The 23413-nt window shown below is 66.8% G+C and carries 17 protein-coding genes and 1 pseudogene; 14 read left to right on the top strand and 4 right to left on the bottom strand.

Translation table 11 applies throughout. The features are described from left to right. From HV742_RS32115 to typA, 7 genes and pseudogenes are all read left to right on the top strand, one after another. A pseudogene (locus HV742_RS32115) lies at positions 1 to 218 on the top strand (23S rRNA pseudouridylate synthase B); the annotation flags it as partial. Between the two features lie 404 nt (positions 219 to 622). Beyond that, positions 623 to 1126: a ribosome maturation factor RimP gene (gene rimP, locus HV742_RS16955; protein ID WP_049072412.1), complete on the top strand. Its 504-nt coding sequence runs from the start codon at positions 623 to 625 to the stop codon at positions 1124 to 1126. Next, positions 1123 to 2601: a transcription termination factor NusA gene (nusA, locus tag HV742_RS16950; RefSeq protein ID WP_006388330.1), complete on the top strand. Its 1479-nt coding sequence runs from the start codon at positions 1123 to 1125 to the stop codon at positions 2599 to 2601. Before rimP ends, nusA begins: the two co-directional genes overlap by 4 nt. Positions 2602 to 2693: 92 nt before the next feature. Then, complete coding sequence (gene infB / locus HV742_RS16945; protein WP_175145932.1) at positions 2694 to 5747, top strand: translation initiation factor IF-2; 3054 nt, start codon at positions 2694 to 2696, stop codon at positions 5745 to 5747. A gap of 23 nt (positions 5748 to 5770) precedes the next feature. Next, positions 5771 to 6172 carry a 30S ribosome-binding factor RbfA gene (gene rbfA, locus HV742_RS16940; RefSeq protein ID WP_006388333.1) on the top strand — a complete coding sequence of 134 codons (402 nt, stop codon included), beginning with the start codon at positions 5771 to 5773 and terminating at the stop codon, positions 6170 to 6172. Between the two features lie 39 nt (positions 6173 to 6211). Then, a complete protein-coding gene (gene truB / locus HV742_RS16935) occupies positions 6212 to 6961 on the top strand; it encodes a tRNA pseudouridine(55) synthase TruB (protein ID WP_049072414.1) in 750 nt (249 codons plus the stop codon). Beyond that, positions 6958 to 8781: a translational GTPase TypA gene (gene typA, locus HV742_RS16930; protein WP_049072415.1), complete on the top strand. Its 1824-nt coding sequence runs from the start codon at positions 6958 to 6960 to the stop codon at positions 8779 to 8781. The genes truB and typA overlap by 4 nt, the downstream gene beginning before the upstream one ends. A gap of 181 nt (positions 8782 to 8962) precedes the next feature. Here the strand turns inward: typA and HV742_RS16925 are convergent, their stop codons facing one another. Continuing rightward, entirely contained in the window at positions 8963 to 9355 is a 393-nt protein-coding gene (locus HV742_RS16925) for a tautomerase family protein (RefSeq protein WP_059269622.1), read from the bottom strand. Between the two features lie 105 nt (positions 9356 to 9460). Here HV742_RS16925 and HV742_RS16920 point away from each other — a divergent pair, with 105 nt between their 5' ends. Next, positions 9461 to 10321 (top strand): LysR family transcriptional regulator, encoded by an 861-nt coding sequence (locus tag HV742_RS16920; RefSeq protein WP_054419932.1) that lies wholly within the window; start codon positions 9461 to 9463, stop codon positions 10319 to 10321. A gap of 19 nt (positions 10322 to 10340) precedes the next feature. Here the strand turns inward: HV742_RS16920 and HV742_RS16915 are convergent, their stop codons facing one another. After that, positions 10341 to 11285: a LysR family transcriptional regulator gene (locus HV742_RS16915; RefSeq protein WP_068950444.1), complete on the bottom strand. Its 945-nt coding sequence runs from the start codon at positions 11283 to 11285 to the stop codon at positions 10341 to 10343. Positions 11286 to 11412: 127 nt separating this feature from the next. On the opposite strand from HV742_RS16915, the gene HV742_RS16910 reads away from it, so the two are divergent. Then, the gene (locus HV742_RS16910) at positions 11413 to 12396 is read left to right on the top strand and encodes a Bug family tripartite tricarboxylate transporter substrate binding protein (RefSeq protein ID WP_100504095.1); all 984 of its coding nucleotides are present in this window, start codon (positions 11413 to 11415) and stop codon (positions 12394 to 12396) included. 83 nt (positions 12397 to 12479) lie between these two features. Further along, entirely contained in the window at positions 12480 to 13904 is a 1425-nt protein-coding gene (locus tag HV742_RS16905) for a M20 family metallopeptidase (RefSeq protein ID WP_068950443.1), read from the top strand. 69 nt (positions 13905 to 13973) lie between these two features. Here HV742_RS16905 and HV742_RS16900 read toward each other — a convergent pair whose 3' ends face one another. Further along, positions 13974 to 14690, bottom strand: coding sequence for an LOG family protein (locus tag HV742_RS16900; protein WP_445343477.1), 717 nt, complete (start codon positions 14688 to 14690; stop codon positions 13974 to 13976). Here HV742_RS16900 and polA point away from each other — a divergent pair. The 3 genes from polA to HV742_RS16885 all read left to right on the top strand — a co-directional run bounded on the left by polA (position 14689) and on the right by HV742_RS16885 (position 19263). Then, positions 14689 to 17406, top strand: coding sequence for a DNA polymerase I (gene polA, locus HV742_RS16895; RefSeq protein ID WP_049072421.1), 2718 nt, complete (start codon positions 14689 to 14691; stop codon positions 17404 to 17406). The genes HV742_RS16900 and polA overlap by 2 nt on opposite strands. 117 nt (positions 17407 to 17523) lie before the next feature. Next, on the top strand, positions 17524 to 18363 hold the full coding sequence (locus HV742_RS16890; protein ID WP_049072423.1) for a ZIP family metal transporter: 840 nt from the start codon (positions 17524 to 17526) through the stop codon (positions 18361 to 18363). Between the two features lie 111 nt (positions 18364 to 18474). After that, positions 18475 to 19263, top strand: coding sequence for a dienelactone hydrolase family protein (locus tag HV742_RS16885; protein WP_175145931.1), 789 nt, complete (start codon positions 18475 to 18477; stop codon positions 19261 to 19263). An 833-nt stretch (positions 19264 to 20096) separates the two neighbouring features. Here HV742_RS16885 and HV742_RS16880 read toward each other — a convergent pair. Next, the gene (locus tag HV742_RS16880) at positions 20097 to 21758 is read right to left on the bottom strand and encodes a Na/Pi cotransporter family protein (RefSeq protein WP_059269627.1); all 1662 of its coding nucleotides are present in this window, start codon (positions 21756 to 21758) and stop codon (positions 20097 to 20099) included. A gap of 175 nt (positions 21759 to 21933) precedes the next feature. Between HV742_RS16880 and HV742_RS16875 the strand changes: the two genes are divergently transcribed. Next, entirely contained in the window at positions 21934 to 23325 is a 1392-nt protein-coding gene (locus HV742_RS16875) for an L-serine ammonia-lyase (protein ID WP_020924538.1), read from the top strand. The last annotated feature ends 88 nt before the right edge of the window (positions 23326 to 23413 follow it).

The following is a 23413-nucleotide window of genomic DNA, read 5'->3' as shown; positions in this document are numbered from 1 at the left end:
CCGGCCGCGGCGGCAAACCCGCGGGCGCCGGTCGCGGCGGCAACAAGGCCGAAGGCCCGCGCGCCGGTGGCGGCAACAAGGGGCCGGGCGCGGGCGGCAAGCCGCGGGCGGCGCGCAGCGGGGCTGCTCCCCGAGGCGATGACTGGCAACCGCGTGGCGCGTCGGCCCATGAATCGCGTCTCGGCGTGATGGGCGGACGGGGTACCCGGGGGCGTTAAACCGTCCCCCGAGGCGGCGTCCGCGCGCCGCCGCCGGCTAGATGCGTCCCACATAAACGTAAGCCCGTGACGAATCAGGCGTTTTTCCGGTTTATCTGGTAAAATCAATGGTTTTCATGGCTTCGCGTTCGTTGCGCGTTCCCTGGTTCGCGCCCCGCTTTTGCCGTCTGGCGCGCCGGAATGCCTGTTTGATGGCGTGCATCCTGGCTGTGGCGGTTGGCACGGCGGGTGTGCAAGCAAATGCGGAATGCGAAGCTGGCGGGTGCGCCGCAAGGGCGGCGCGAGCCGAAAATTAGGTCGCAATATAGGGCACTGCCCAGCATTGCTCCTTACGTGCAGTAGGGTGGCGGCTGGGCACTGTGCAATACGGTGGGCTGGGCGTGCAGCCCATTTTTTTTGAGTATATGGCTGATTTATTCGCATTGACCGAAGAGGCACTGGCCGGCATGGACGTCGAACTCGTTGACGTCGAACGTGCCGCGCTGGGCCTTTTGCGCGTCACGATCGATCGGGTCGGCGGTGTGCGCATCGAAGACTGCGAGCAGGTGTCCCGCCAATTGTCGCGGGTGTACGAGGTCGAGAACATCGACTACAAGCGGCTGGAAGTCGGCTCGCCGGGCGTTGATCGCCCGCTGCGCAACGAGGCCGAATTCCGCCGGTTCGCTGGCGAACGCATCGAGATCAAGCTGCGCGAGGCATTGGACGGACGCAAGGTCTTCTCCGGCACGTTGACCGTGCCCGAAGACGCGCCCGCGGCTTCCGACGCCGCGGCTGGGATGCACAAGACCGTGTTCGGTCTCGAATTTGAGGCAAAAAAGAACGAAGTCCAGGTGTTGAATTTCACGGTCGACGATATCGAGCGTGCAAAACTGGACCCCGTTCTGGATTTCAAGGGCAAAAAGCGATGAGTCGCGAAATTCTTCTGTTGGTCGATGCCTTGGCGCGTGAAAAGAACGTCACGCGTGATGTCGTGTTCGGGGCGCTGGAAAGCGCGCTGGCCTCGGCCATGAAAAAGCGCTTCAAGGATGATGCGGACATTCGTGTTGCCATCGATCGTGAAACCGGTGACCACGAAGGTTTCCGCCGCTGGCTGGTGGTGCCCGATGAAGCGGGCCTGCAAGAGCCCGACAAGCAGGAAATGCTGTCGGACGCGGTCGAGATCGTGCCCAACATCCAGGTTGGCGAGTACATCGAGGAGCCGCTCGAACCCATCGAATTCGGTCGTATCGGCGCACAGGCCGCCAAGCAGGCGATCCTGCAGAAGATCCGCGACGCCGAGCGCGAGCAGGTGCTGAACGACTTCCTGGATCGCGGCGAAACCATCGTGTCCGGCACCATCAAGCGCATGGACAAGGGCGACGCCATCATCGAGACCGGCAAGATCGAAGCGCGTCTGCCGCGTTCCGAAATGATCCCGAAGGAAAACCTGCGCGTCGCCGACCGCGTGCGCGCTTTCGTGTTGCGCGTCGACCACGCCGCCCGTGGCCAGCAGGTGATCCTGTCGCGTACCTCGCCCGAGTTCATTCGCCAACTGTTCGAGAACGAAGTGCCCGAGATCGAGCAGGGCCTGCTCGAGATCAAGGCGGCGGCTCGCGACGCCGGCGTGCGTGCGAAGATCGCCGTGGTGGCATACGATAAGCGTATCGACCCCATCGGCACCTGCGTCGGCATGCGCGGTTCGCGTGTGACCGCCGTGCGCAACGAGCTGGGCGGCGAGCAGGTCGACATCGTGCTGTGGTCGGAAGATCCCGCGCAGTTCGTCATCGGCGCCCTGGCGCCGGCCAACGTCGAGTCCATCGTGGTGGACGAAGACAAGCACGCGATGGACGTGGTGGTCGACGAGGAAAACCTGCCCAAGGCGATCGGCGCCAAGGGCCAGAACGTGCGCCTGGCGTCCGAGCTGACCGGCTGGCAGATCAACATCATGACGCCGGAAGAAAGCCTGAACCGCCAGGAAGTCGAGCGTTCGGGCCTGCGCGCCACGTTCATGAACAAGCTGGACGTCGATGAGGAAGTCGCCGACATCCTGATCGACGAAGGTTTCACCGGTATCGAGGAAATCGCCTACGTCCCCATGCAGGAACTGCTGGAGATCGAGGCGTTCGACGAAGACACCATCAACGAGTTGCGCGCCCGTGCCCGCAATGCGCTGCTGACCGAGGCCATCGCCCAGGAAGAGCGCCTTGAGACGGCCCAGGATCTGCTTGAACTCGAAGGCGTGACGCCCGAACTGGCCGCCAAGCTGGCCGAGCGTCAAGTGCATACGCGTGATGATCTGGCCGAACTGGCGACGGACGAGCTGGCGGAAATCGCCGGCCTGACCGAACAGGAAGCCAGCGACCTCATCATGCGTGCCCGCGCCCATTGGTTCGATGAAGAATAACCAAAAGGACACGGGTCTGCGGCGGATGGCCGTCAAGTCCGCCGCAAGTTCACGTTGTTTGTAATAGCTGCATATAGGGAAGAGAGAGCCTAATGTCGAGTAACACCGTCGCCCAGTTCGCTACCGAGCTGAAAATGCCTGCCAATGTGCTGCTGGAACAGCTGCGCTCGGCCGGCGTTGACCTCAAATCGGTGGACGATTCCGTCACCGACAGCGACAAGGCGAAATTGCTCGAATCGCTGCGTCGCGCCCACGGCGCGACCGAAGGCAAGAAGATCACCCTGACGCGCCGCCAGACCTCCGAGATCCGCCAGGCAGATGCCACCGGCCGCTCGCGCACCATCCAGGTCGAGGTCCGCAAGAAGCGCGTGTTCGTCAAGCGTGATCCCTCCGAAATCGCCCTGGAGCAGGCCGCCAGCGCCCGCGCTGAGGAAGAATCGTCCGTCGAGGAAGCACAGCCGGTGTCCGCACCCGTCGTGCCCGAGGCGGCCAAGCCGGCCGAACCGCGCGAAGCCACGCCCGTCCAGGCGCCGGCTCCTGCCCCGGTGCAAGAGCCCGCTGCTGTCGAAGCGCCCGCACAGGTAGAAGCGGCCGCGCCTGTTGAACCCGTCGCGGCCGAAGTGCCCGCCCCCGTTGCGGCTCCCGCCGCCGAAGTCCAGGCTCAGCCTGAACCGGAACCGACGCCGGCGCCCGCTCCTGCCGAGCCCGTGGCCGAAGAGGCCAAGCCCGAAGTCAAGACTGAATCCACCGAGCCCAAGGCTGAAGAAGCCAAGCCGGAACCCGTTGTGCTAGCCAATAAGTCCGAACCATCGTCCGCCCAGGCCGCCGCGCCTGTTGTCGCCCAGGTGCCGCCTGCCGCGAAGTCTGAACCCGTGAAATCCGCCGCCAAGCCGGTCGAGTCCGTTGCGCCCGCCGCCAAGGTCGGGAACCGCGCCGACAATCGCCGCGCCGGCCCGCCGCTCGCCGCCTCCGCCACCGGCGCTGGCCGCGACGAGGCCCGCCGTGCCGCCGAGGCCGAAGCCGCCGCCCTGCGCGAGATGCTGAACCGTCCGCGCAAGGTGCTGCGCGCTCCCGAACCGGAAGCGCCCGCCGCCGCGGCCGCCCCGATCTCGGGCACGCTGCACAAGCCGGCCGGCAAGGGCGCCGCCGCGCCTGGCGCCAAGAAGGATGCCAAGCCCGCCGCGCCCGGCACCAAGAAGACCATCAAGACCGCCGAAGTCGCTTCGACCTGGTCGGATGACGCCTCACGCAAGAAGCCGGCCGACAAGCCGGCGGCGCCGGCCAGCCGCGACGGCTGGCGTGCCGGCGGCAAGGGCGGTGGCAAGAGTGGCGGCCGTGGTGGCCGCAACCAGCAGAACGACCGCCGCAACGAGCCCGCGCCGCAGGAGTTCATCGCGCGTGAAGTGCACGTGCCGGAAACCATCAGCGTGGCCGACCTGGCCCACAAGATGTCCGTCAAGGCCGCCGAGGTCATCAAGCAATTGATGAAACTGGGCCAGATGGTCACCATCAACCAGGTGCTGGACCAGGAAACCGCGATGATCGTGGTCGAGGAACTGGGCCACGTGGCGATCGCCGCCAAGCTCGACGACCCGGAAGCCTTCCTGGACGAAACCGCCAGCGTGTCGGAAGCCGAACAGCTGCCGCGCGCCCCGGTCGTGACCGTGATGGGCCACGTCGACCACGGCAAGACCTCGCTGCTGGACTACATCCGCCGCGCCAAGGTCGCCGCGGGCGAAGCCGGCGGCATTACGCAGCACATCGGCGCCTACCACGTGGAAACCGAGCGCGGCATGGTGACCTTCCTGGATACCCCGGGCCACGAGGCGTTCACCGCCATGCGTGCCCGCGGCGCCAAGGCCACCGACATCGTCATCCTGGTCTGCGCGGCCGACGACGGCGTGATGCCGCAGACGCGTGAAGCCATCCACCACGCCAAGGCCGCGGGCGTGCCGATGGTGGTGGCCATGACCAAGATCGACAAGCCCAGCGCCAACCCCGAGCGCGTCAAGCAGGAACTGGTCGCCGAGGAAGTGGTGCCGGAAGAATACGGCGGCGACGTGCCGTTCGTGCCGGTGTCGGCCAAGACCGGCGAGGGCATCGACGCGCTGCTCGAGAACGTGCTGCTGCAAGCCGAACTGCTGGAACTGAAGGCGCCGGTCGACGCGCCCGCCAAGGGCCTGGTGATCGAAGCCCGCCTGGACAAGGGCCGCGGCCCGGTCGCGACCATCCTGGTCCAGAGCGGCACGCTGAACCGTGGCGACGTGGTGCTGGCTGGCGCCAGCTTCGGCCGCGTGCGCGCCATGCTCGACGAGAACGGCAAGCCGATCCAGGCCGCCGGTCCGTCGATCCCGGTGGAAATCCAGGGCCTGACCGAAGTGCCGGCCGCCGGCGACGAACTGATGGTGCTGTCCGACGAGCGCAAGGCGCGCGAAATCGCGCTGTTCCGCCAGGGCAAGTTCCGCGACGTCAAGCTGGCCCGCCAACAGGCCGCCAAGCTGGAATCGATGTTCGACAACCTGGGCGAAGGCACCCAGACCCTGGCGCTGATCGTCAAGACCGACGTCCAGGGTTCGCAGGAAGCGCTGGTGCAGTCGCTGACCAAGCTGTCGACCGACGAAGTGCGCGTGCAAGTGGTGCACGCGGCCGTGGGCGGCATCTCGGAAAGCGACATCAACCTGGCGATCGCCTCGAACGCCGTGGTGATCGGCTTCAACGTCCGCGCCGAAGCCAGCGCCAAGAAGCTGGCCGAGACCAACGGCATCGACGTGCGCTACTACAACATCATCTACGACGCCGTGGACGAAGTGAAGGCAGCCATGTCGGGCATGTTGGCGCCCGAGAAGAAGGAAGAAGTCATCGGCCTGGTCGAGATCCGCGAGGTCTACAGCATCTCCCGCATCGGCAACATCGCCGGTTGCATGGTGCTCGACGGCCTGGTGCGTCGCGATTCGCAGGTCCGCCTGCTGCGCAACAACGTGGTTCAGTGGACCGGCCAGCTCGATTCGCTGCGCCGCTTCAAGGACGACGTCAAGGAAGTCAAGTCGGGCTTCGATTGCGGTCTTACGCTGCGCGGCAACAACGACATCCAGGTGGGCGACCAGCTGGAAGTCTTTGAAATCAAGGAAATCGCGCGTACGCTGTAAGGCGTCGCGAGGCATTGCTTCTAATGAGCCGTCACAAGTCCAAAGCCATCCCCGGTCGCAATCTGCGACTGGCCGACCAGATCCAGAAGGATCTGGCCGGGATCATCCAGCGCGAGATCGACACGACCCGCGCTGGCTTGATCACGCTCTCCGGTGTGGAACTGTCGACCGACTACGCGCATGCCAAGGTGTATTTCACGGTCCTGGGCGCCGAGCCCGAGGCCGCGACCGCCTTGCTGAACGAGAAGGCCGGCTGGCTGCACTCGCAGCTGTACAAGCTGCTGCACATTCATACTGTCCCCACTTTGCGTTTCTTCCACGACGAGCAGATTGCCCGTGGTATCGAAATGTCGATCCTCATCGACCGCGCAAACCGGCCCGGCCCGCACTCGGGCGTGCCCGACGAACCTGAAGACCAGTCCTGATCGGGCTGTCGTCACTGCTTTAATTTCCGGATTCCGACGATGGCTAAACGACGCGGGCTTGCGCTCGACGGTGTGCTGTTGCTCGACAAACCCGTAGGTTTGTCGAGCAACCACGCGCTGCAACGCGCCAAGCGTGCCATGGACGCGGCCAAGGCCGGCCATACCGGCACCCTCGACCCCTTCGCCACCGGCCTGCTGGTGTGCTGCATGGGCCGGGCAACCAAGATTTCCGGCGCGATGCTTGACGCCGACAAGGCCTATCGCGCTACGCTGCAATTTGGCGAGGAAACCGATTCGGGCGACCTGACCGGCAACGTGGTGGCTACCGCCGCGCCCGGCTTCGTGGTCGAGGAACAGGCGCTGCGCGATGCGCTGTCACGTTTCTCGGGCACGATCGAGCAGATTCCGCCCATGTATTCGGCGCTCAAGCGCGACGGCAAGCCGTTGTACGAATACGCGCGGCAGGGCATCGAGCTGGAACGCCCGCCGCGGCAGATTACGATTTACCGCATCGAGCTGCTGTCCCTGAACGGGACGCAGGCAGAGATCGATGTGGCTTGCAGTAAAGGCACATACATCCGGACGCTGGCCCAGGACATCGGGCGCGCGCTGGGCTGTTACGCCCACCTGGCGGCGCTGCGGCGCACGCACGTCGGGCCATTTTCTCTGGAACGCGCCGTTGCGCTGGATGCCTTGCAGGCGATGCCAGACCCGAAGCAGGCATTGCTTGCACTGAACGAATTGCCGGCGGGCTTGCTGCCCGCCACCACCTTAAAGGACTCGCTATGACTCGCGCCTTGCGCAACGTCGCCATCATCGCCCACGTGGACCACGGTAAAACCACCCTGGTCGACCAGCTGCTGCGCCAATCCGGCACCTTCCGCGAAAACCAGGCGCTGACCGAACGGGTCATGGACTCGAACGACCTGGAAAAAGAACGCGGCATCACGATTCTGGCCAAGAACTGTGCCGTTGAATACGAAGGCACGCACATCAACATCGTCGACACCCCGGGGCACGCGGACTTCGGTGGCGAAGTCGAGCGCGTGCTGTCGATGGTCGACGGCGTGCTGCTGCTGGTCGATGCCGTCGAAGGCCCGATGCCGCAGACCATCTTCGTGACCCGCAAGGCGCTGGCCCTGGGCCTCAAGCCCATCGTGGTGGTCAATAAGGTCGACCGTCCGGGCGCCCGCACCGATTTCGTCATCAACGCCACGTTCGACCTGTTCGACAAGCTCGGCGCGACCGACGAGCAGCTGGACTTCCCGGTGGTGTACGCCTCGGGCCTGTCCGGCTACGCCGGCCTGAGCCCGGATGTGCGCGAAGGCGACATGCGCCCCCTGTTCGAAGCCATCCTGCAGCACGTGCCGCAGCGTGACGACGATCCCAACGGCCCGCTGCAGATGCAGATCATCTCGCTGGACTACAACAGCTACGTCGGCAAGATCGGCGTCGGCCGCATCAACCGCGGCCGCATGCGTCCCGGCATGGAAGTGGCCTACAAGTTCGGTCCCGAGGGCCAGGGCGGCCGCGGCCGCATCAACCAGGTGCTGAAGTTCCACGGCCTGGAGCGCATCGTGGTGGATGAAGCCGAAGCCGGCGACATCGTGCTGATCAACGGTATCGAAGACCTGGGCATCGGCTGCACCGTGACCGACCCGGTGACGCAGGACGTGCTGCCGATGCTGCGCATCGACGAGCCGACGCTGACCATGAACTTCATGGTCAACACCTCGCCGCTGGCCGGCCGTGAAGGCAAGTTCGTCACCAGCCGCCAGCTGCGCGACCGCCTGGACCGCGAACTGAAGTCGAACGTGGCGCTGCGCGTGCGCGATACCGGCGACGACACCGTGTTCGAAGTGTCGGGCCGCGGTGAACTGCACCTGACGATTCTGCTGGAAACGATGCGCCGCGAAGGCTACGAGCTGGCCGTGTCGCGTCCGCGCGTGGTGTTCAAGGAAGTCGACGGCGTCAAGTGCGAGCCGTTCGAATCGCTGACCATCGACGTCGAAGACGCCCACCAGGGCGGCGTGATGGAAGAACTGGGCCGCCGCAAGGGCGATCTGCAGGACATGCAGCCGGACGGCCGTGGCCGCACGCGCCTGGAATACCTGATCCCCGCTCGTGGCCTGATCGGTTTCCAGAACGAATTCCTGACGCTGACGCGCGGCACCGGCCTGATGAGCCACATCTTCCACGAATACGCGCCCATCAAGGAAGGCTCGATCGGCGAGCGCCGCAACGGCGTGCTGATCAGCCAGGACAACGGCGACGCCGTGGCCTACGCGCTGTGGAAGCTGCAGGATCGCGGCCGCATGTTCGTGAACCCGGGCGATGCGCTGTACGAGGGCATGATCATCGGCATCCACAGCCGCGACAACGATCTGGTCGTGAACCCCATCAAGGGCAAGCAGCTGACCAACGTGCGCGCCTCGGGCACCGACGAAGCCGTGCGCCTGGTGCCGCCGATCCAGATGTCGCTGGAATACGCCGTGGAATTCATCGACGACGACGAACTGGTCGAAATCACGCCCAAGTCGATCCGCCTGCGCAAGCGTCACCTGCAGGAAAACGACCGCAAGCGCGCCGCACGCGAATCCGCCGTGTAAGGCGAGGCGGGACGTCTGTCCCGCGCGCCTGGCAATCGGAAAAGCCGCACATCCTTCGGGATGCGCGGCTTTTTTTCGTTCGGGACGCGGGCTTGCCAGCGGCGCTGTTCAAGCGGCCGACGGCCTGCACGCCGCCGGCCGCGCGGCGCACCGGCCGCCGCCCGTGCGCCGGCACGCGGGCTCAGGCATGCTGGTGCCGGTATTCCTGGGTCTTTCCGCCATACCCGTAGGCCGCCGCGCGCGCGTCGATCACATGCACATAGGAGCATTCGTGCAGCTCGCCCAGGATCTCGCTGAAGGACGCGTAGATCTCCTGGATGAAGCGCGCCTTCTCGGCCTTGGTATTGGTCTCGTCGGTGACGCTGATGTCCAGGTGGAAGGCGTTCCTGCCCGTTTCCGACAGCGGGCGCGCGCCGATGAACCACTGGTCGTGGGGGATGTGCTGCAGCGTGATGGCGATGACCGGCAGTTTCTTGCCGAGCACGGATTGGGTCAATCCGGCGACCGCATCGACGATGCGGCGGTTGCGGTTGGCATCGGGTTGGCCAGAGACGTGGACGACGATGTGGGGCATGACAGGCTCCTTGGTGAGGGGAATGGAGCCAGTGTAGGGACCGCATTGACATCGGAAAAGCGGGAATTTACGATTTCAACCATCGCATAAACCGTTGGATGGCTCATGTCCGGATTCGATCTCGACCAGCTCCGCACCCTGGTGGCGGTGCTGGAAGCGGGCAGCCTCACGGCGGCCGCGCCCAAGGTGTTCCTGTCGCAGTCGTCGGTCAGCGAGCAGATGCGCAAGCTGGAGGAACGGGCCGGCCAGCCGCTGCTGATCCGCGGCAAGGCGGGTGTGATCGCCACTCCCGCCGGCGAGCGCCTGCTGGCGCATGCGCGCGCCATCCTGGCGCTGAGCGACGAGGCCTTTCGCGACCTGCGCGGCGTGGCACTGCGTGGTGAGCTGCGGCTGTGCATCACCGACTACTTCCGACCGGGCGATGTGGCGCGGCTACTGCGGCGTCTGAACGAGCAGTACCCGCAGGTGCGCATGCACGTCACCATCATGAAGAGCGGCACGATCGAGGCGGCCTACGAACGCGGCGAGGTCGATGTCGGCATCTCGATGGTGATCCAGGAGCGCGGCGCGTCGAAAGGGCGGCCGCAGGGGGCGTTGCTGCGGCGTGAGTCATTGCTGTGGATGGCGGCCGAGGGCGCGTCGGCGCCGCCTGAGCCGCTGCCGCTACTGGCGCTGCCCGAGACCTGCGCGTTGCGCCAGTACGCCGAGCGGCTGCTGGCGCGGCGCGCGGTGCCGTACGCGGTGGCGCACGTGGCCTCGGGCGTGGCGGGGCTGCAGCTGGCGATCGCGGCGGGGCTGGGCGTGGCCTGCCTGAACGAGTCGGCGCTGACGCCCGGCATCGGCCGCTTGCAGGCGCCGGGGCTGCCGTCCTTGCCCGACGTCGAATTCCGCCTGCTGCCGCCCCGGCCGGGCGAAGACCGCTTTATCGGTCAGGCGCGCGAGGCGATCGAGCGGGCGCTGCGTTGAGCCGGCCTCGGCGCGGTGGCTAGGGCGCCTGCCGGTCCGGCGCGCGCATCAGCCAGTGCAGGAACTCGCGGCCCGGGCCGGCCTCGCCCACGAGGGCGCCGATGGGCTGGAACGCGCCCGGCGACTCGATCCGCAGGCGCTGGAAATGGCCGTGCTGCAGATACCAGCCGGCCAGCGTCAGCGGCACCATGGCCAGCGCCTGCTGCGCCTGCATGACCGCGATCAGCAGCGGCATCGGCGGCGCGGCGCTGGCCAGGCGGCAGAGCCGTGGCACCACGCCGGCGCGCTCGAAGAAGGCGGTGAAGACGGCGTGGATCGCCAGTTCGGGACGGGGCTGGATCCAGAGCTGGGACGTCACCTGGGCCAGGGTCGGCGCGGCTTCAGCCGCCAGAAGCGGATGGCCTGGCGTGGCCACAACGACGGCGGCGTCCTGTTGCAGCGGGACGAATTCCAGGCCCGCAGGCACCGCTTCCGGGCGCCGGCACAAGAGCATGTCGAGTGTGCCGGCCGCCGCCAGCGGCAGCAGCTGTTCGCGGCTGCCTTCCTGAAACTCCACCTGCAGGTCAGGGTGGGTCCGCATGTACGCGGGCAGGCGTTCGGCCAACAGGCCGCAGCTGGCCGCCGGAATGGCGCCCAGGCGCAGGCTGCCCGAGGCGCCGCCACGCAGGGCGGCCACCGAGTCGGTCGAGGCGCGCAGCGTCGTGAGCATGCCGCGCGCGCAATCGGCCATCAGTTGTCCGCTGCGGGTGGTGCGCATGCCGCGGGCGTGGCGCTCGAACAGTTCGACGCCCAGCAGGGATTCGATGTCGGCCAGGGCGTGGGTGGCGGCGGGCTGGCTCATGCCGATCCGGGCGGCGGCCTGCTGCAGGCTGCCCAGTTCGGCGATGCCGGCCAGTAGTTGCAGGTGGCGCAGGCGGCCCTTGGCCAGCAGGCGGGCAAGCAGGGTGGCAGGGGCGACATCCATCGCGCGGGGGAATGAGTTATTCAAAACGCGAATATAAGAGTCCATTAATGTATTTGAAATAAGGATATGCCCTGCCCAGAATGGCGTGACGCCGGCTACCGGTTTCCATTCGAGGATGCGCCGTTCCATGAAGTCTCGTCTGTTGCATGCTGTCGTCTGCGCCGCCCTGGTCGGCGCCTCCTCCGTGGCGCTCGCGCAGGGCGCCTATCCCTCGCAGCCGGTGCGCCTGATCGTGCCGTTTGCCCCCGGCGGTTCCACCGACGTGCTGGCGCGCGTGGTGGCCGATGGCCTGCGCAAGGAACTGGGCCAGAGCGTGGTGGTGGAAAACCGCGCCGGCGCCGGCGGCCTGATCGGCACCGAGGCGGTGGCGCGCGCCGAACCCGATGGCTACACCCTGGGCATGGCCACGGTCAGCACCATGGCGGTCAATCCGCTGCTGTACGGCACCGCGCGCGTCGATCCGGCGACCCAGTTGAAGCCGGTCGGCTCGGTGGCGAATGTGCCGGTGGTGTGGATGGTCAATCCGGCGTTTCCGGCGACCGACTTCGCCCAGTTCCTGGCCGAACTACGCGCCCATCCCGGCAAGTATTCCTTCGGTTCGCCGGGCGTCGGCTCGCTCGGCCACCTGAACCTGGCGGCGATGAATGCCGACCTCAAGGTCGAGGTGCTGCACGTGCCGTACCGCGGCATGGGTCCGGCGCTGACCGCCGCCGTGGGCGGCGAGGTGCAGGTGCAGCAAGACCAGTACGCCTCGGCGCAGTCGCTGATCAAGGCGGGCAAGCTGCGCCCGATCGCGGTGGCCGCCCCAACGCGCCTGACGGGGCTGGCGCAACTACCGACGCTGGCCGAGCTGGGCTACCCGCGGTTGAACGCGCTGGGCCAGACCTGGTTCGGCCTGGTGGCGCCGGCCGGCACGCCCGACGCGGTGGTGGGCAAGCTCAACGACGCGGTGCGGCAAGCCATGGCGGATCCGGCGCTGGCGCAGCGCCTGGCCAGCCTGGGCGCCGAGCCCGACACCGGCACGCCGCAGGCCTTCGGTCAGCGCATCGCGCAGACGCTGGCCGCCAACCGCAAAATCATTGAAACTGCGGCCATCAAGCTTGACGAGTAAGCGTTGCACCGCCGGTGGCGCGTCGTCGCCGGCGCGGGTAGATCCTGTAGAACCAATCCTGTAGAACCGCCACTGGAGACACGATGGGAACCATCGACATTCTTGCCCCGTTCATTGACGCGCGCAGCGACCGCTACGCCGAGCTGAGCGACCGCATCTGGAGCCTGGCCGAGCTGCGCTATGACGAGCACAAATCGGCCGAACTGCACATCGCCATGCTGGAAGAGGCGGGCTTTCGCGTTACCCGCGACGCGGCCGGCATTCCCACGGCTTTCGTCGCCGAGGCGGGCACGGGCGGTCCGGTGATTGGCATCCTTGGCGAATACGACGCCCTGTCGGGGCTGAGCCAGGAAAGCGGGGCCTATGCTTGCCAGCCCTCGCCGGAAACGCCTAATGGCAATGGCCACGGCTGCGGCCATCACCTGTTGGGCACGGCCGCCCATTTCGCGGCGGTGGCGGTCAAGGAATTCCTGGAGCGCAACGGCCTGCCCGGGCGGATCCGCTTCTACGGCTGTCCGGCCGAGGAAGGCGGCTCGGGCAAGACCTTCATGGCGCGAGCCGGCCTGTTCGACGACCTGGACGCGGCGCTGACCTGGCATCCGGCTTCCCACACCGGCATCTTCCATCAATCGTCGCTGGCCAATATCCAGGCCTATTTCCGCTTTCGCGGCGTGGCCGCGCACGCGGCCAATTCGCCGCATCTGGGGCGCAGCGCGCTGGACGCGGTGGAGCTGATGAACGTGGGCGTGAACTACCTGCGCGAGCACATGGTGCCGGACGCGCGGGTGCACTATGCGGTGACCAACAGCGGCGGTATTTCGCCCAACGTGGTGCAGGCCCGCGCGGAGGTACTGTACCTGGTGCGCGCGCCCATCAATTCGCAGGCCGCCGAGCTATATGAGCGGGTCAAGAATGTGGCGCGGGGCGCGGCGCTGATGACGGGCTGCGAGCTGGAGATCGTGTTTGACAAGGCCTGCTCGAACTACATCCCCAACGGCGTGCTCAATCAGGTCATGTATGCCAACATGCAGGCGCTGCAGGGACCCGCGTACACCGACGGCGAGCAGCAGGCCGCGCGTCGCATGTGGGACGCGATTTCTGCCGATGACATCGATAACGCCGGCAAGAATCTGGGCGCGGTGCTGCGCAACCCCACGCCGCTGTTCAGCGGGGTGGCGCCGTACGAGCCCGGCAAGCACGAGATCAGCTATGGTTCGACCGACGTCGGCGACGTCAGTTGGGTGACCCCCACGGCGCAATGCTGGGGCGCGTGCTATGCCTACGGCACGCCGTTCCATTCGTGGCAGATGGTGGCCCAGGGCAAGCTGTCGCTGGCGCACAAGGGCATGGTGCACGCGGCCAAGATCATCGCGGCAACCGCGGCCGACCTGTATGGCCAGCCCGAGGCGCTCGCGCGCGCCAAGGAAGAGCTGCTGGAGATGCGCCGCGGCCAGCCGTATGTCTGCCCGATTCCGGCGGACGTGGTGCCGTCGTTCATGCGCAAGTAGGAGCGGGCGGGGCGGCCGCGATTCGGGGCCGCCCGGCGTATGCCGGTCCACGCCGCGGGCCGGCGTGTGTCAGGCCGGCAGGGATGGCGCGTATTGCGCTTCGGTGCTGACTTTCTGGTGGAATTCGACCACCTTGCGCACGACCTTGCGCGGATCATCCTCGATGATGAACAGATCCAGGTCGTGCGCCCCGATCATGCCATTGCCCAACACCTGGCCGCCGAGCCATTCGACCAGGCCGGACCAGTATTCGCTGCCCACCAGCACGATGGGCGCGGGCGGGACCTTGCCGGTCTGGATCAGCGTCAGGGCCTCGAAGAGCTCATCCAGGGTGCCGAAGCCGCCCGGCATCGCCACGTAGGCGAAGCTGTGCATGAAGAACGTGGCCTTGCGGGAGAAAAAGTACTCAAACGACAGGCTGATGGTTTGATACTCGTTGTTGTGGGCCTCGTGCGGCAGGCTGATGTTCAGCCCGATGCTGGTGCCGCCGGTTTCGAAGGCGCCCTTGTTGGCCGCTTCCATGATGCCCGGTCCACCGCCCGCGATGACCGCGAACCCCGCCTCGGCCAGGGCGGCCGAGATGGCCACGGTGGTTTCATAGTGGGGGGAGTTGCGGCTGACGCGCGCGCTGCCGAAGACACTGACCGCGGGCCCGATATGCGCGAGCTTTTCCGCCGCCGTCCGTATCTCTGACATAATCAGCGGAATTTGTTTTTCGGCGGGGGTAGCCGCAATTGTTGCCGCAGTTGTTGCCGCAGTTGTTGCCATATCTGCCTTTGTAACCATGAAAAAAACCTTATTGCTGGTCGACGGTTCAAGCTACTTGTACCGCGCTTTCCACGCTATGCCTGATTTGCGCAACGCGCAAGGCGAACCTACGGGTGCGCTGTACGGCGTGGTGAATATGTTGCGCAAGCTTGTATCCGACTATAAGGCAGAGTATGCCGCATGTATTTTCGATGCGCGCGGCAAGACCTTCCGGGACGACCTGTATCCGGAATACAAGTCGCACCGCCCGCCCATGCCGGAAGACCTGGCGGCCCAGATCGAACCCATTCACCGCGCCGTGCGGGCGCTGGGCTGGCCGGTGCTGGCCATCGAAGGCGTCGAGGCCGATGACGTGATCGGCACGCTGGCCTGCCGCGCCGCCGAACGCGGCGTGCACACGGTGGTGTCCACCGGCGACAAGGACCTGGCGCAGCTGGTCAACAGCCACGTCACGCTGGTCAACACCATGAGCGGCGAGGTGCTGGACGAGGCGGGCGTGGTCAACAAGTTCGGCGTGGCGCCGGACCGCATTGTCGACTACCTGATGCTGGTGGGCGATACCGTCGACAACGTGCCGGGCGTGACCAAGGTCGGCCCCAAGACGGCCGCCAAGTGGATCTCCGAATTCGGTTCGATCGACAAACTGGTCGAGGGCGCCGAGGGCATCAAGGGCGTGGCCGGCAGCAACCTGCGCGAAGCCATTCCCAATTTCCCGCTGACGCGCCAGCTGTTGACGGTCAAGTGCGATTGCGACCTGACCGGGTACGTCGACAGCGTCGACGACCTGACGCCGCGCGATCGCGACGACGCCACCCTGACAGAACTCTACGAACGCTACGGTTTCCGTACCTGGCTGCGTGACCTGACCGGCGACGCCGAGCGCGTGCCGACGGGCGACGCCCGCGTGGCGGCCGAAGTGCCAGCCGCGCCGACGGAACTGGATTACCGCATCATTGATGACTGGGCTGCGTTCGATGCCTGGATGGAATTGGTGGACAAGGCGCCCCTGGTGGCGCTGGATACCGAGACCACTTCGCTGGACGAGATGCAGGCCAAATTGGTCGGCCTGTCGATGGCGGTGGCGCCGGGCGTGGCCTGCTACATTCCGGTGGCGCATCGCGGCCCCGACGGCGCGACGCAATTGCCCAAGGCCGAGGTGCTGGAACGCCTGCGTCCGTGGCTGCAGGATGCCTCGCGCGCCAAGCTGCTGCATCACGCCAAGTACGACACGCATGTGTTCGCCAACGAAGGCGTCCGCCTGGCCGGCATTGCCGAAGACACCATGCTGCAGGCCTATGTGCTGGAGTCGCATCGCGGCGTCGGCCTGAACGACCTGGCGCAGCGCTACCTGGGCCGCAGCGGTGTCTCGTACGAGGACCTGTGCGGCAAGGGCGCCAAGCAGATCGGCTTTGATGAAGTGGCGGTGGACAAGGCCGGCCACTACGCCGCCGAAGACGCCGATTTCACCTTGCAATTGCATCAGGTGCTGCGTCCGCAGGTGGCGGCCGACGCCGGACTGGAACGCATCTACCTGCTGGAAATGCAGGTGTCCGCGGTGCTGACCACGATCGAGCGCAATGGCGTCAAGGTCGATGCCGCCGAACTGGGCCGCCAGAGCCACAAGCTGGGCCAGGAAATGCTGCAGCTCGAGCAGAAAGCCTACGAACTGGCCGGCCAGCCCTTCAATCTGAATTCGCCCAAGCAATTGGGCGAGATCCTGTTCGGCCGCATGCAACTGCCGGTGGTGCGCAAGACCGCTGGCGGCGCGCCGTCGACCGACGAGGAAGTGCTGAGCAAGCTGGCGCAGGACTATCCGCTGCCGCAGGTGCTGCTGGAGTACCGCGGACTGTCCAAGCTCAAGTCCACCTACACGGACAAGCTGCCGCGCATGATCAACCCCGATACCGGCCGCGTGCACACGCATTATTCGCAGGCCGCGGTGATCACCGGCCGGCTGGCTTCGTCCGATCCCAACCTGCAGAACATCCCGGTGCGCACCGAGGCCGGACGTCGCGTGCGCGAGGCCTTCATTGCCGAGCAGGGCATGCTGCTGTCAGCCGACTATTCGCAGATCGAGCTGCGCATCATGGCGCACGTGTCGGATGACGCCAACCTGCAGCGCGCCTTCGCGGCCGGCGAGGACATCCATCGCGCCACGGCGTCGGAAGTGTTCGGCGTGGCGCTGGCGGACGTGTCGTCCGAGCAGCGGCGCGCGGCCAAGGCGATCAACTTCGGCCTGATCTACGGCATGGGTGTGTTTGGCCTGGCGTCCAACCTGGGTATCACGCGCGACGCGGCGCAGGCTTACATCGACCGTTACTTCGCCCGCTATCCCGGCGTGGCGATGTATATGGAGAACACGCGCCGCGTGGCGCGCGAACAGGGCTACGTCGAAACCGTGTTCGGACGCCGGCTGCAGTTGCCGGAAATCCGCGGCGCATCCGGGCCGCGGCGCCAGGGCGCCGAGCGCGCGGCGATCAATGCGCCGATGCAGGGCACCGCGGCCGACCTCATCAAGATGGCGATGGTGGCGGTACAGGACTGGCTCGAAGCCGAAAAACTGCAGACCCGCATGATCATGCAGGTGCACGACGAACTGGTGCTGGAAGCGCCCGATGCCGAACTCGAATTGGTCAGGAAGACGCTGCCGCAATTGATGTGCAACGTGGCCGAGCTGCGCGTGCCGCTGGTGGCCGAAGTGGGCGTGGGCAAGAACTGGGAGCAGGCCCACTGAGTCAGGTTCCTGCACATCAGGGGGCCGTGGGCCGTCCGTCGCGCGGGCGGCCCATTTTTGCTTTTATGGCCGTAACAATATAATGTTGCGCTTCCTTCCCCAATAATACGTCCCCCAATGCTGCTGCTCTGGGTCCTGCTCGCCACCGTCACCGGTGGCCTCATCGCCGTCTTTGTCGCCAGCTGGCTGGCCTACAAGGTGTTCGCCCACTACCTGCACCACATGGTCAGCCTGTCCGTGGGCGTGCTGCTGTCGGTTGCGCTCCTGCATCTGTTGCCCGAGGCGTTCGAAAGCGGCGTGGCGGACGCCCACGTGCTGTTCGGGTTGATGCTGGCGTCGCTGATCGGTTTTTTCGTGCTGGAGAAGATCGCGCTGCTGCGCCACAGCCATCACCACGAGGGCGACGGACACCATCACCATCATGGCCACGACCGGCATGAGGCCGGTCGCGGGGGCGTGCTGATCCTGATCGGCAGTTCGTTGCACAATTTGTGCGACGGGGTGCTGGTGGCGGCGGCCTTCCTGACCGATCCGCTCCTGGGCGTGCTGACCGCGGCCTCGATCATCGTGCACGAGGTGCCCCACAAGCTGGGCGATTTCGTGGTGTTGCTCAACGCCGGCCTGGCGCGCCGCCGAGCGTTCGCGCTGATCCTGTTCACCAGCTTGTGTTCAGCCTTGGGCGGCATAATAGGCTACTTCGTGCTGCAACAGGCGCAGGATTGGGTGCCGTACGTATTGGTGGTTGCCGCCAGCAGCTTCCTCTACATTTCGGTGGCCGACCTGATGCCGCAGATGCACGAACGGGTATCCCTGGCCGATGCGGTGCCGCAGTTGCTGCTGGTGGGCGTGGGCGTGGCGCTGATCTACAGCGTGACGACCCTGATGCACCACGGGCACGACCACGAGGCGGACGCGGGCCACGGCGCGGCGCGTACGGAGCACATGCACACGCATTGAACCGTGGCGCGCGGTACCCGGCTTTGCTTACGAACCTGGCCGGTCACCGCGGATGCCCTGAAGGCGAGCCGCGGGATCGGTTCCGCGTTGATCCCTACACAGGAGTTCGCCATGAGTTTTTCCGCCGCCGCCGGCAACGTCGCCCCCACCGTGATCCACACCGATGCGCAGGGACTGGTCCACGGGGATTTCCGGCTGCCCGTGGCCGATGGATCCATCGATGCCTATTACGCCGCGCCCGAGGGCAAGCGCGACCTGCCGGTCGTGCTGGTGATCCAGGAAATCTTCGGGGTGCACGAGCACATCAAGGATGTCTGCCGCCGGGTCGCCAAGGCCGGCTATCTGGCCGTGGCCGCCAATCTGTACGAGCGCCAGGGGGATGCGTCGACCTATACCGATATTCCCAAGCTGATCGCGGAGATCGTCAGCAAGGTGCCCGACGAGCAGGTATTCGCGGATCTGGATGCCAGCGTGGCCTGGGCCGCGCAGCATGGCGGCGATCCGAAGCGCGTGGCGGTGACGGGGTTCTGCTGGGGGGGGCGCCTGACTTGGATGTACGCGGCGCACAATCCGGATGTGAAGGTGGGCGTGGCCTGGTACGGCAAGCTGAGCACGGGGCATGGGCCGTTGATCAAGCGCTATGCGTTCGATGTGGTGAATGACCTGCATGCGCCCGTGCTGGGGTTGTATGGGGCCAAGGATGCCAGCATTCCGGTGTCGGATATCGAGATCATGAAGACGAAGCTGGCGGCGGGCAATGAGAGTGCCCGGCGGTCGGAGTTCGTGGTGTATCCGCAGGCGGATCATGCGTTCATGGCGGATTACCGGGCGAATTATCAGGCGGAGGCGGCCAAGGATGGGTGGGGGCGGATGCTTGAGTGGTTCAAGCGGTACCTTTGAGGGGGGATTTTTCCTCTGGGCGTGATGAAGCCGCTGCGCGTTTGCGTGGCGGTTTTTTTTGGCGATTGTTGCTTCGTGGGGCGTCCGGCGCTACGTAGGCCCGCCCGGCGCGGGTGGCGCGCGGGTGGGCGCGCCTACGATTGCGGTCCGGAGCGTTCGCTCCGGACTTCCCCGCGCTCAACCTCGTCCGCCTTCGGCTCCCTACGGTTTCCGCCGGGCGCATCTGACGGCGCGCCCGCCCGCGCGCCACCCGCGCCGGGCTACCGGTTTCGAGGCTAGGGGCGCTGCTGGACCGAGGCGGCATGCGGGAGGGTTGCGGGGCCCGCCAGCGCCGGCTGCACGGGCAGCCGGCGCTGGCATACGTGGTGTGGGGCGTCGGGGCCGGGTTCGCTGCGCGCGGATGGCGATGTGTGTTTTGCTGGTAGGGTGACGCCGCATGGTGCGGTGCATCGTGATGCGTCGTGCTCACGTTGCATGTGCCGGTGTTTCCGCCTTGCGGCATTGCTGCTTCAAGCCGGGGTAGCTTCCAACGGTGGCAGCCAGTGAGGGGGAGCGCGGGCACCCTCAAAAACCTCCCGCCAGGATAGCCGCCCGGCCGCCCGGCTGCCCGAAGGCGGGCCAGGCCCCTCCGGGGGGGGGAGCAAGCGCGCAAAGCGTGCGCGGTGTGGGGGGGGCGCCCCGCCGCCCGGCCGCCCGAAGGCGGGGCAGCCCCCTCGGGGGGCAGCAAGCGCGAAGCGCGCCGCGTGGGGGCCGCCCCGCCGCCCGGCCGCCCGAAGGCGGGGCAGCCCCCTCGGGGGGCAGCTAGCGCGCAAAGCGCGCGCGGCGTGGGGGCCCTAATTCCCCGCTTCGCGCAGCCGGCTGGGGAGGAGTTCGCCGTGGCGGGCCAGGAGGGGGTAGGCGGCGGCGCCGACCAGGTGGGAGTTGATGCCCTTCATGTCGCGCAGGATGTCGAGGTAGAGGGCGCCGACTTCGGCGGCGTCGACCTGGCCGCCCTTGATCTTCTGCAGGTGGGCGTCGGCCGCCTGCGTTTCGATGGTGCGGAAACGCGACTTTTCACCGGCCAGGGCGCGGGCCTGGCGCAGGTCGTCGTTGACGAAGAGGGCGGCGGCCTGGCGTTGGTTGGCGATCAGTTCGCCCAGCGTGTCGTCGAGGCTGGCGCGTTGTTCGGGAGAGAAGGTCCAACCCTGCTTGCGCAGCTTGGCGATGTGGCTGAGCAGGCCATGGTGGGCGATGTCGCCGGCGTGGCCGATGTTGCTGATGAAGGCCAGGATGTCGTCCATGCGCTGCACGTCGTCGCGCGTCATGTTTTCCTGGTCTAGCGTGGCCAGGTAAGTGGTGATGGCGTTTTCGAGTTTGTCGAGGGCGGCGTCCAGCTGGCGGGCCTGCACCATGCGGTGCCGGTTGTCGCGCTTGAAGCCGGCGCGGGCGTACAGCAACAGGGTTTGCAGCATGTCGGCCATGCGCAGCGCCTCGCGCGCGGCGTTGCCCAGGGCGACGGCGGGCACATCATGGGCCCATTCATCCAGGTATTGGGGGCGGGACGGATCATTAGGGTCGGCGCGCTTGGGCAGCCAGCGGGTCAGCAACGCGGCGTAGGGCGCCAGCAGCGGCAGGAACACCAGCGCGATGACGGCGTTGAACAGAGTGTGGAAGTTGGCGACGGCGCGGGCCGGGTCGTTGGACATCTCGCTCATCAGCGGTTGCAGCCAGGGCAGCAGCACCAGGCCGGCCAGCACGCCCAGGACGCGGGTCAGCAGGTTGCCCAGGGGCAGGCGGCGGGCGGCGGGATCGTCGCCGGTGACGCCTTCGATCATGGGGTTGATGGCGGTGCCGAGGTTGGCGCCCAGCACCAGCGCGAAAGCCACGTGCGGCGCCACCATGTGGTGGCTGGCCAGCGACATGACCAGCACCACCACGGCGACGCTGGAATGGGCGGCCCAGGTGAAGGCGGCCGACAGCAGCACGGCCGCCACCGGCTGGGTGGCCAGGGCGTCCAGGATCATGCCCAGCATGGGAGCGGTCTGGAACGGCTCGAACAGTTCCACCAGTTGGTGCAGCGACAGCAGCAGCAGGCCCAGGCCGATGAAGACCCGCCCCAGGTCGCGGGTGCGCCCCGGCGGATAGCGGCGGAACATCCAGACGCCCGCCAGGATCAGGATGGGCGCCAGCGAGGTCAGGTCGAACGACAGCAACTGCACGATGAGGGTGGTGCCGACGTTGGCCCCCAGCATGGCGGCCAGGGCCGGCACCAGCCCGACCACGCCGCCGGCGGCGAAGCCGGTGATCATGAGGCCGGTGGCGGTGCTGCTTTGCAGCGCGGCGGTAATGCCGAGACCGGCGGCGAAGGCCCGCAGGCGGGTGCCGAGGGCGCGGCCCAGCGCGGCGCCCAGGGCGGCGCCGAAGGCGCGCTGCACGCCCGTCTGGACCATGTGCACGCCCCATAGCAGCAGGGCGACGTAGCCGGCGAAGTCAAGCAGGGTAATGAGTCCGGACATCCTGGGGCAGTTCCCTTCTTTTTATGACAAGAAATAATTCTGTAATGATCGCATGCCGGGAAGGGCGGGGAAACCCGTATCCGGAATACAGCATACGCCTCGCAGGGCTTTGCTGCGCAGCGCCGGACCTTCCGCGTATCATTGCCGGATCATTCTTGGATGCAGGGGTTTTGCGGTGGCCGTTTCCGTTTTCGATCTGTTCAAAATAGGCATAGGCCCGTCGAGCTCCCATACGGTCGGCCCCATGCGGGCCGCCTTGCTGTTTGCCCAGGGGCTGGAGCGAGACGGCCTGTTGCCCAAGGTGGCCAGCGTGCGCGCCGAGCTCTATGGCTCGCTGGGCGCCACCGGCAAGGGGCACGGCACCGACAAGGGCGTGCTGCTGGGCCTGATGGGCGAGGCGCCCGATACGGTCGACCCGGCCGCCATCGCCGGCATGATCGCGTCGGTGCGGGCCAGCCGCCAGCTGCCGCTGCTGGGCCACTATCCGGTGCCGTTCGTGGAAAAGGAACACATGATGTTCTACCGCCGCGAGGCCATGGCCGAGCACCCCAACGGCATGAAATTCCACGCCTTCGACGCTGAAGGGCAGTCGCTGCGCGAGGCCCGCTACCTGTCGGTGGGGGGCGGCTTCGTGGTGACGGCGGGTGCCTCCAACAGCCAGGTCATCGCCGCGCACGACCAGTTGCCGTACCCATTCCGCACCGGCCGTGAGCTGCTGACCATGTGCCGCGAAAGCGGCCTGAGCGTGGCGCAACTCATGATGAAGAACGAGCTGACCTGGCGCGAGGCGGGCGAGGTCGCGGGCGGGCTGGACCGCATCTGGCAGGTGATGCAGGACTGCGTGTCGCGCGGCTGTGGCATCAATTACCCCGAAGCCGATGGCGAACTGCCGGGTCCGCTGCGGGTGCGCCGCCGCGCCCCGGAGCTGTACCGCAACCTGACCCAGCGCGCCGAGCGCACGCTGTCCGATCCGCTGTCGGTGATGGACTGGGTCAACCTGTACGCCATGGCGGTGAACGAGGAAAACGCCGCCGGCGGGCGCGTGGTGACCGCGCCCACCAACGGCGCGGCGGGCATCATCCCCGCGGTGCTGCATTATTACGACCGCTTTGTCCCCGGTTCCAACCGCGAGGGCGTACGCGACTTCCTGCTGACCGCGGCGGCCGTGGGGCTGCTGTACAAGTACAACGCCTCGCTGTCGGGCGCCGAGGTCGGCTGCCAGGGCGAGGTCGGGGTGGCCTGTTCGATGGCGGCGGGCGGTCTGGCCGCGGCGCTGGGCGGTTCGGTCGAGCAGGTCGAGAACGCGGCCGAGATCGGCATGGAGCACAACCTGGGCCTGACCTGCGATCCGGTCGGCGGGCTGGTGCAGATTCCCTGTATCGAACGCAACGCGATGGCCTCGATCAAGGCCGTCAACGCTGCCCGCATGGCGCTGCGCGGCGACGGCCAGCACTACGTGTCGCTGGACTCGGTCATCAAGACCATGCGCGAGACCGGCGCCGACATGAAGACCAAGTACAAGGAAACGGCGCGCGGCGGCCTGGCGGTGAACATCGTCGAGTGCTGAGGCGGGGCCGCCCCCAACAAAAAGCCCCTTGATTGCTCAAGGGGCTTTTTCATTGCCGAGCCGCCTCACGATGAAAGCGCCCCGGGGG

The organism is Achromobacter ruhlandii, assembly GCF_902859695.1.
GTDB classification, from domain to species: Bacteria; Pseudomonadota; Gammaproteobacteria; order Burkholderiales; family Burkholderiaceae_B; genus Achromobacter; species Achromobacter ruhlandii.
The sequence above is the reverse complement of the archived record's forward strand: the minus strand, read 5'-3'. Positions and strand labels throughout refer to the sequence as shown.

Bases quoted from the DNA above. Each gene is read 5' to 3' on its own strand.
- HV742_RS16900 (WP_445343477.1), bottom strand. From the start codon at position 14,690: ATGGTTACAAAGGCAGATATGGCAACAACTGCGGCAACAACTGCGGCA.
- HV742_RS16885 (WP_175145931.1), top strand. From the start codon at position 18,475: ATGAGTTTTTCCGCCGCCGCCGGCAACGTCGCCCCCACCGTGATCCAC.
- nusA (WP_006388330.1), top strand. From the start codon at position 1,123: ATGAGTCGCGAAATTCTTCTGTTGGTCGATGCCTTGGCGCGTGAAAAG.
- HV742_RS16920 (WP_054419932.1), top strand. From the start codon at position 9,461: ATGTCCGGATTCGATCTCGACCAGCTCCGCACCCTGGTGGCGGTGCTG.
- HV742_RS16910 (WP_100504095.1), top strand. From the start codon at position 11,413: ATGAAGTCTCGTCTGTTGCATGCTGTCGTCTGCGCCGCCCTGGTCGGC.
- HV742_RS16925 (WP_059269622.1), bottom strand. From the start codon at position 9,355: ATGCCCCACATCGTCGTCCACGTCTCTGGCCAACCCGATGCCAACCGC.
- rbfA (WP_006388333.1), top strand. From the start codon at position 5,771: ATGAGCCGTCACAAGTCCAAAGCCATCCCCGGTCGCAATCTGCGACTG.
- typA (WP_049072415.1), top strand. From the start codon at position 6,958: ATGACTCGCGCCTTGCGCAACGTCGCCATCATCGCCCACGTGGACCAC.
- HV742_RS16905 (WP_068950443.1), top strand. From the start codon at position 12,480: ATGGGAACCATCGACATTCTTGCCCCGTTCATTGACGCGCGCAGCGAC.
- HV742_RS16880 (WP_059269627.1), bottom strand. From the start codon at position 21,758: ATGTCCGGACTCATTACCCTGCTTGACTTCGCCGGCTACGTCGCCCTG.
- polA (WP_049072421.1), top strand. From the start codon at position 14,689: ATGAAAAAAACCTTATTGCTGGTCGACGGTTCAAGCTACTTGTACCGC.
- HV742_RS16915 (WP_068950444.1), bottom strand. From the start codon at position 11,285: ATGGATGTCGCCCCTGCCACCCTGCTTGCCCGCCTGCTGGCCAAGGGC.
- infB (WP_175145932.1), top strand. From the start codon at position 2,694: ATGTCGAGTAACACCGTCGCCCAGTTCGCTACCGAGCTGAAAATGCCT.
- HV742_RS16890 (WP_049072423.1), top strand. From the start codon at position 17,524: ATGCTGCTGCTCTGGGTCCTGCTCGCCACCGTCACCGGTGGCCTCATC.
- truB (WP_049072414.1), top strand. From the start codon at position 6,212: ATGGCTAAACGACGCGGGCTTGCGCTCGACGGTGTGCTGTTGCTCGAC.
- rimP (WP_049072412.1), top strand. From the start codon at position 623: ATGGCTGATTTATTCGCATTGACCGAAGAGGCACTGGCCGGCATGGAC.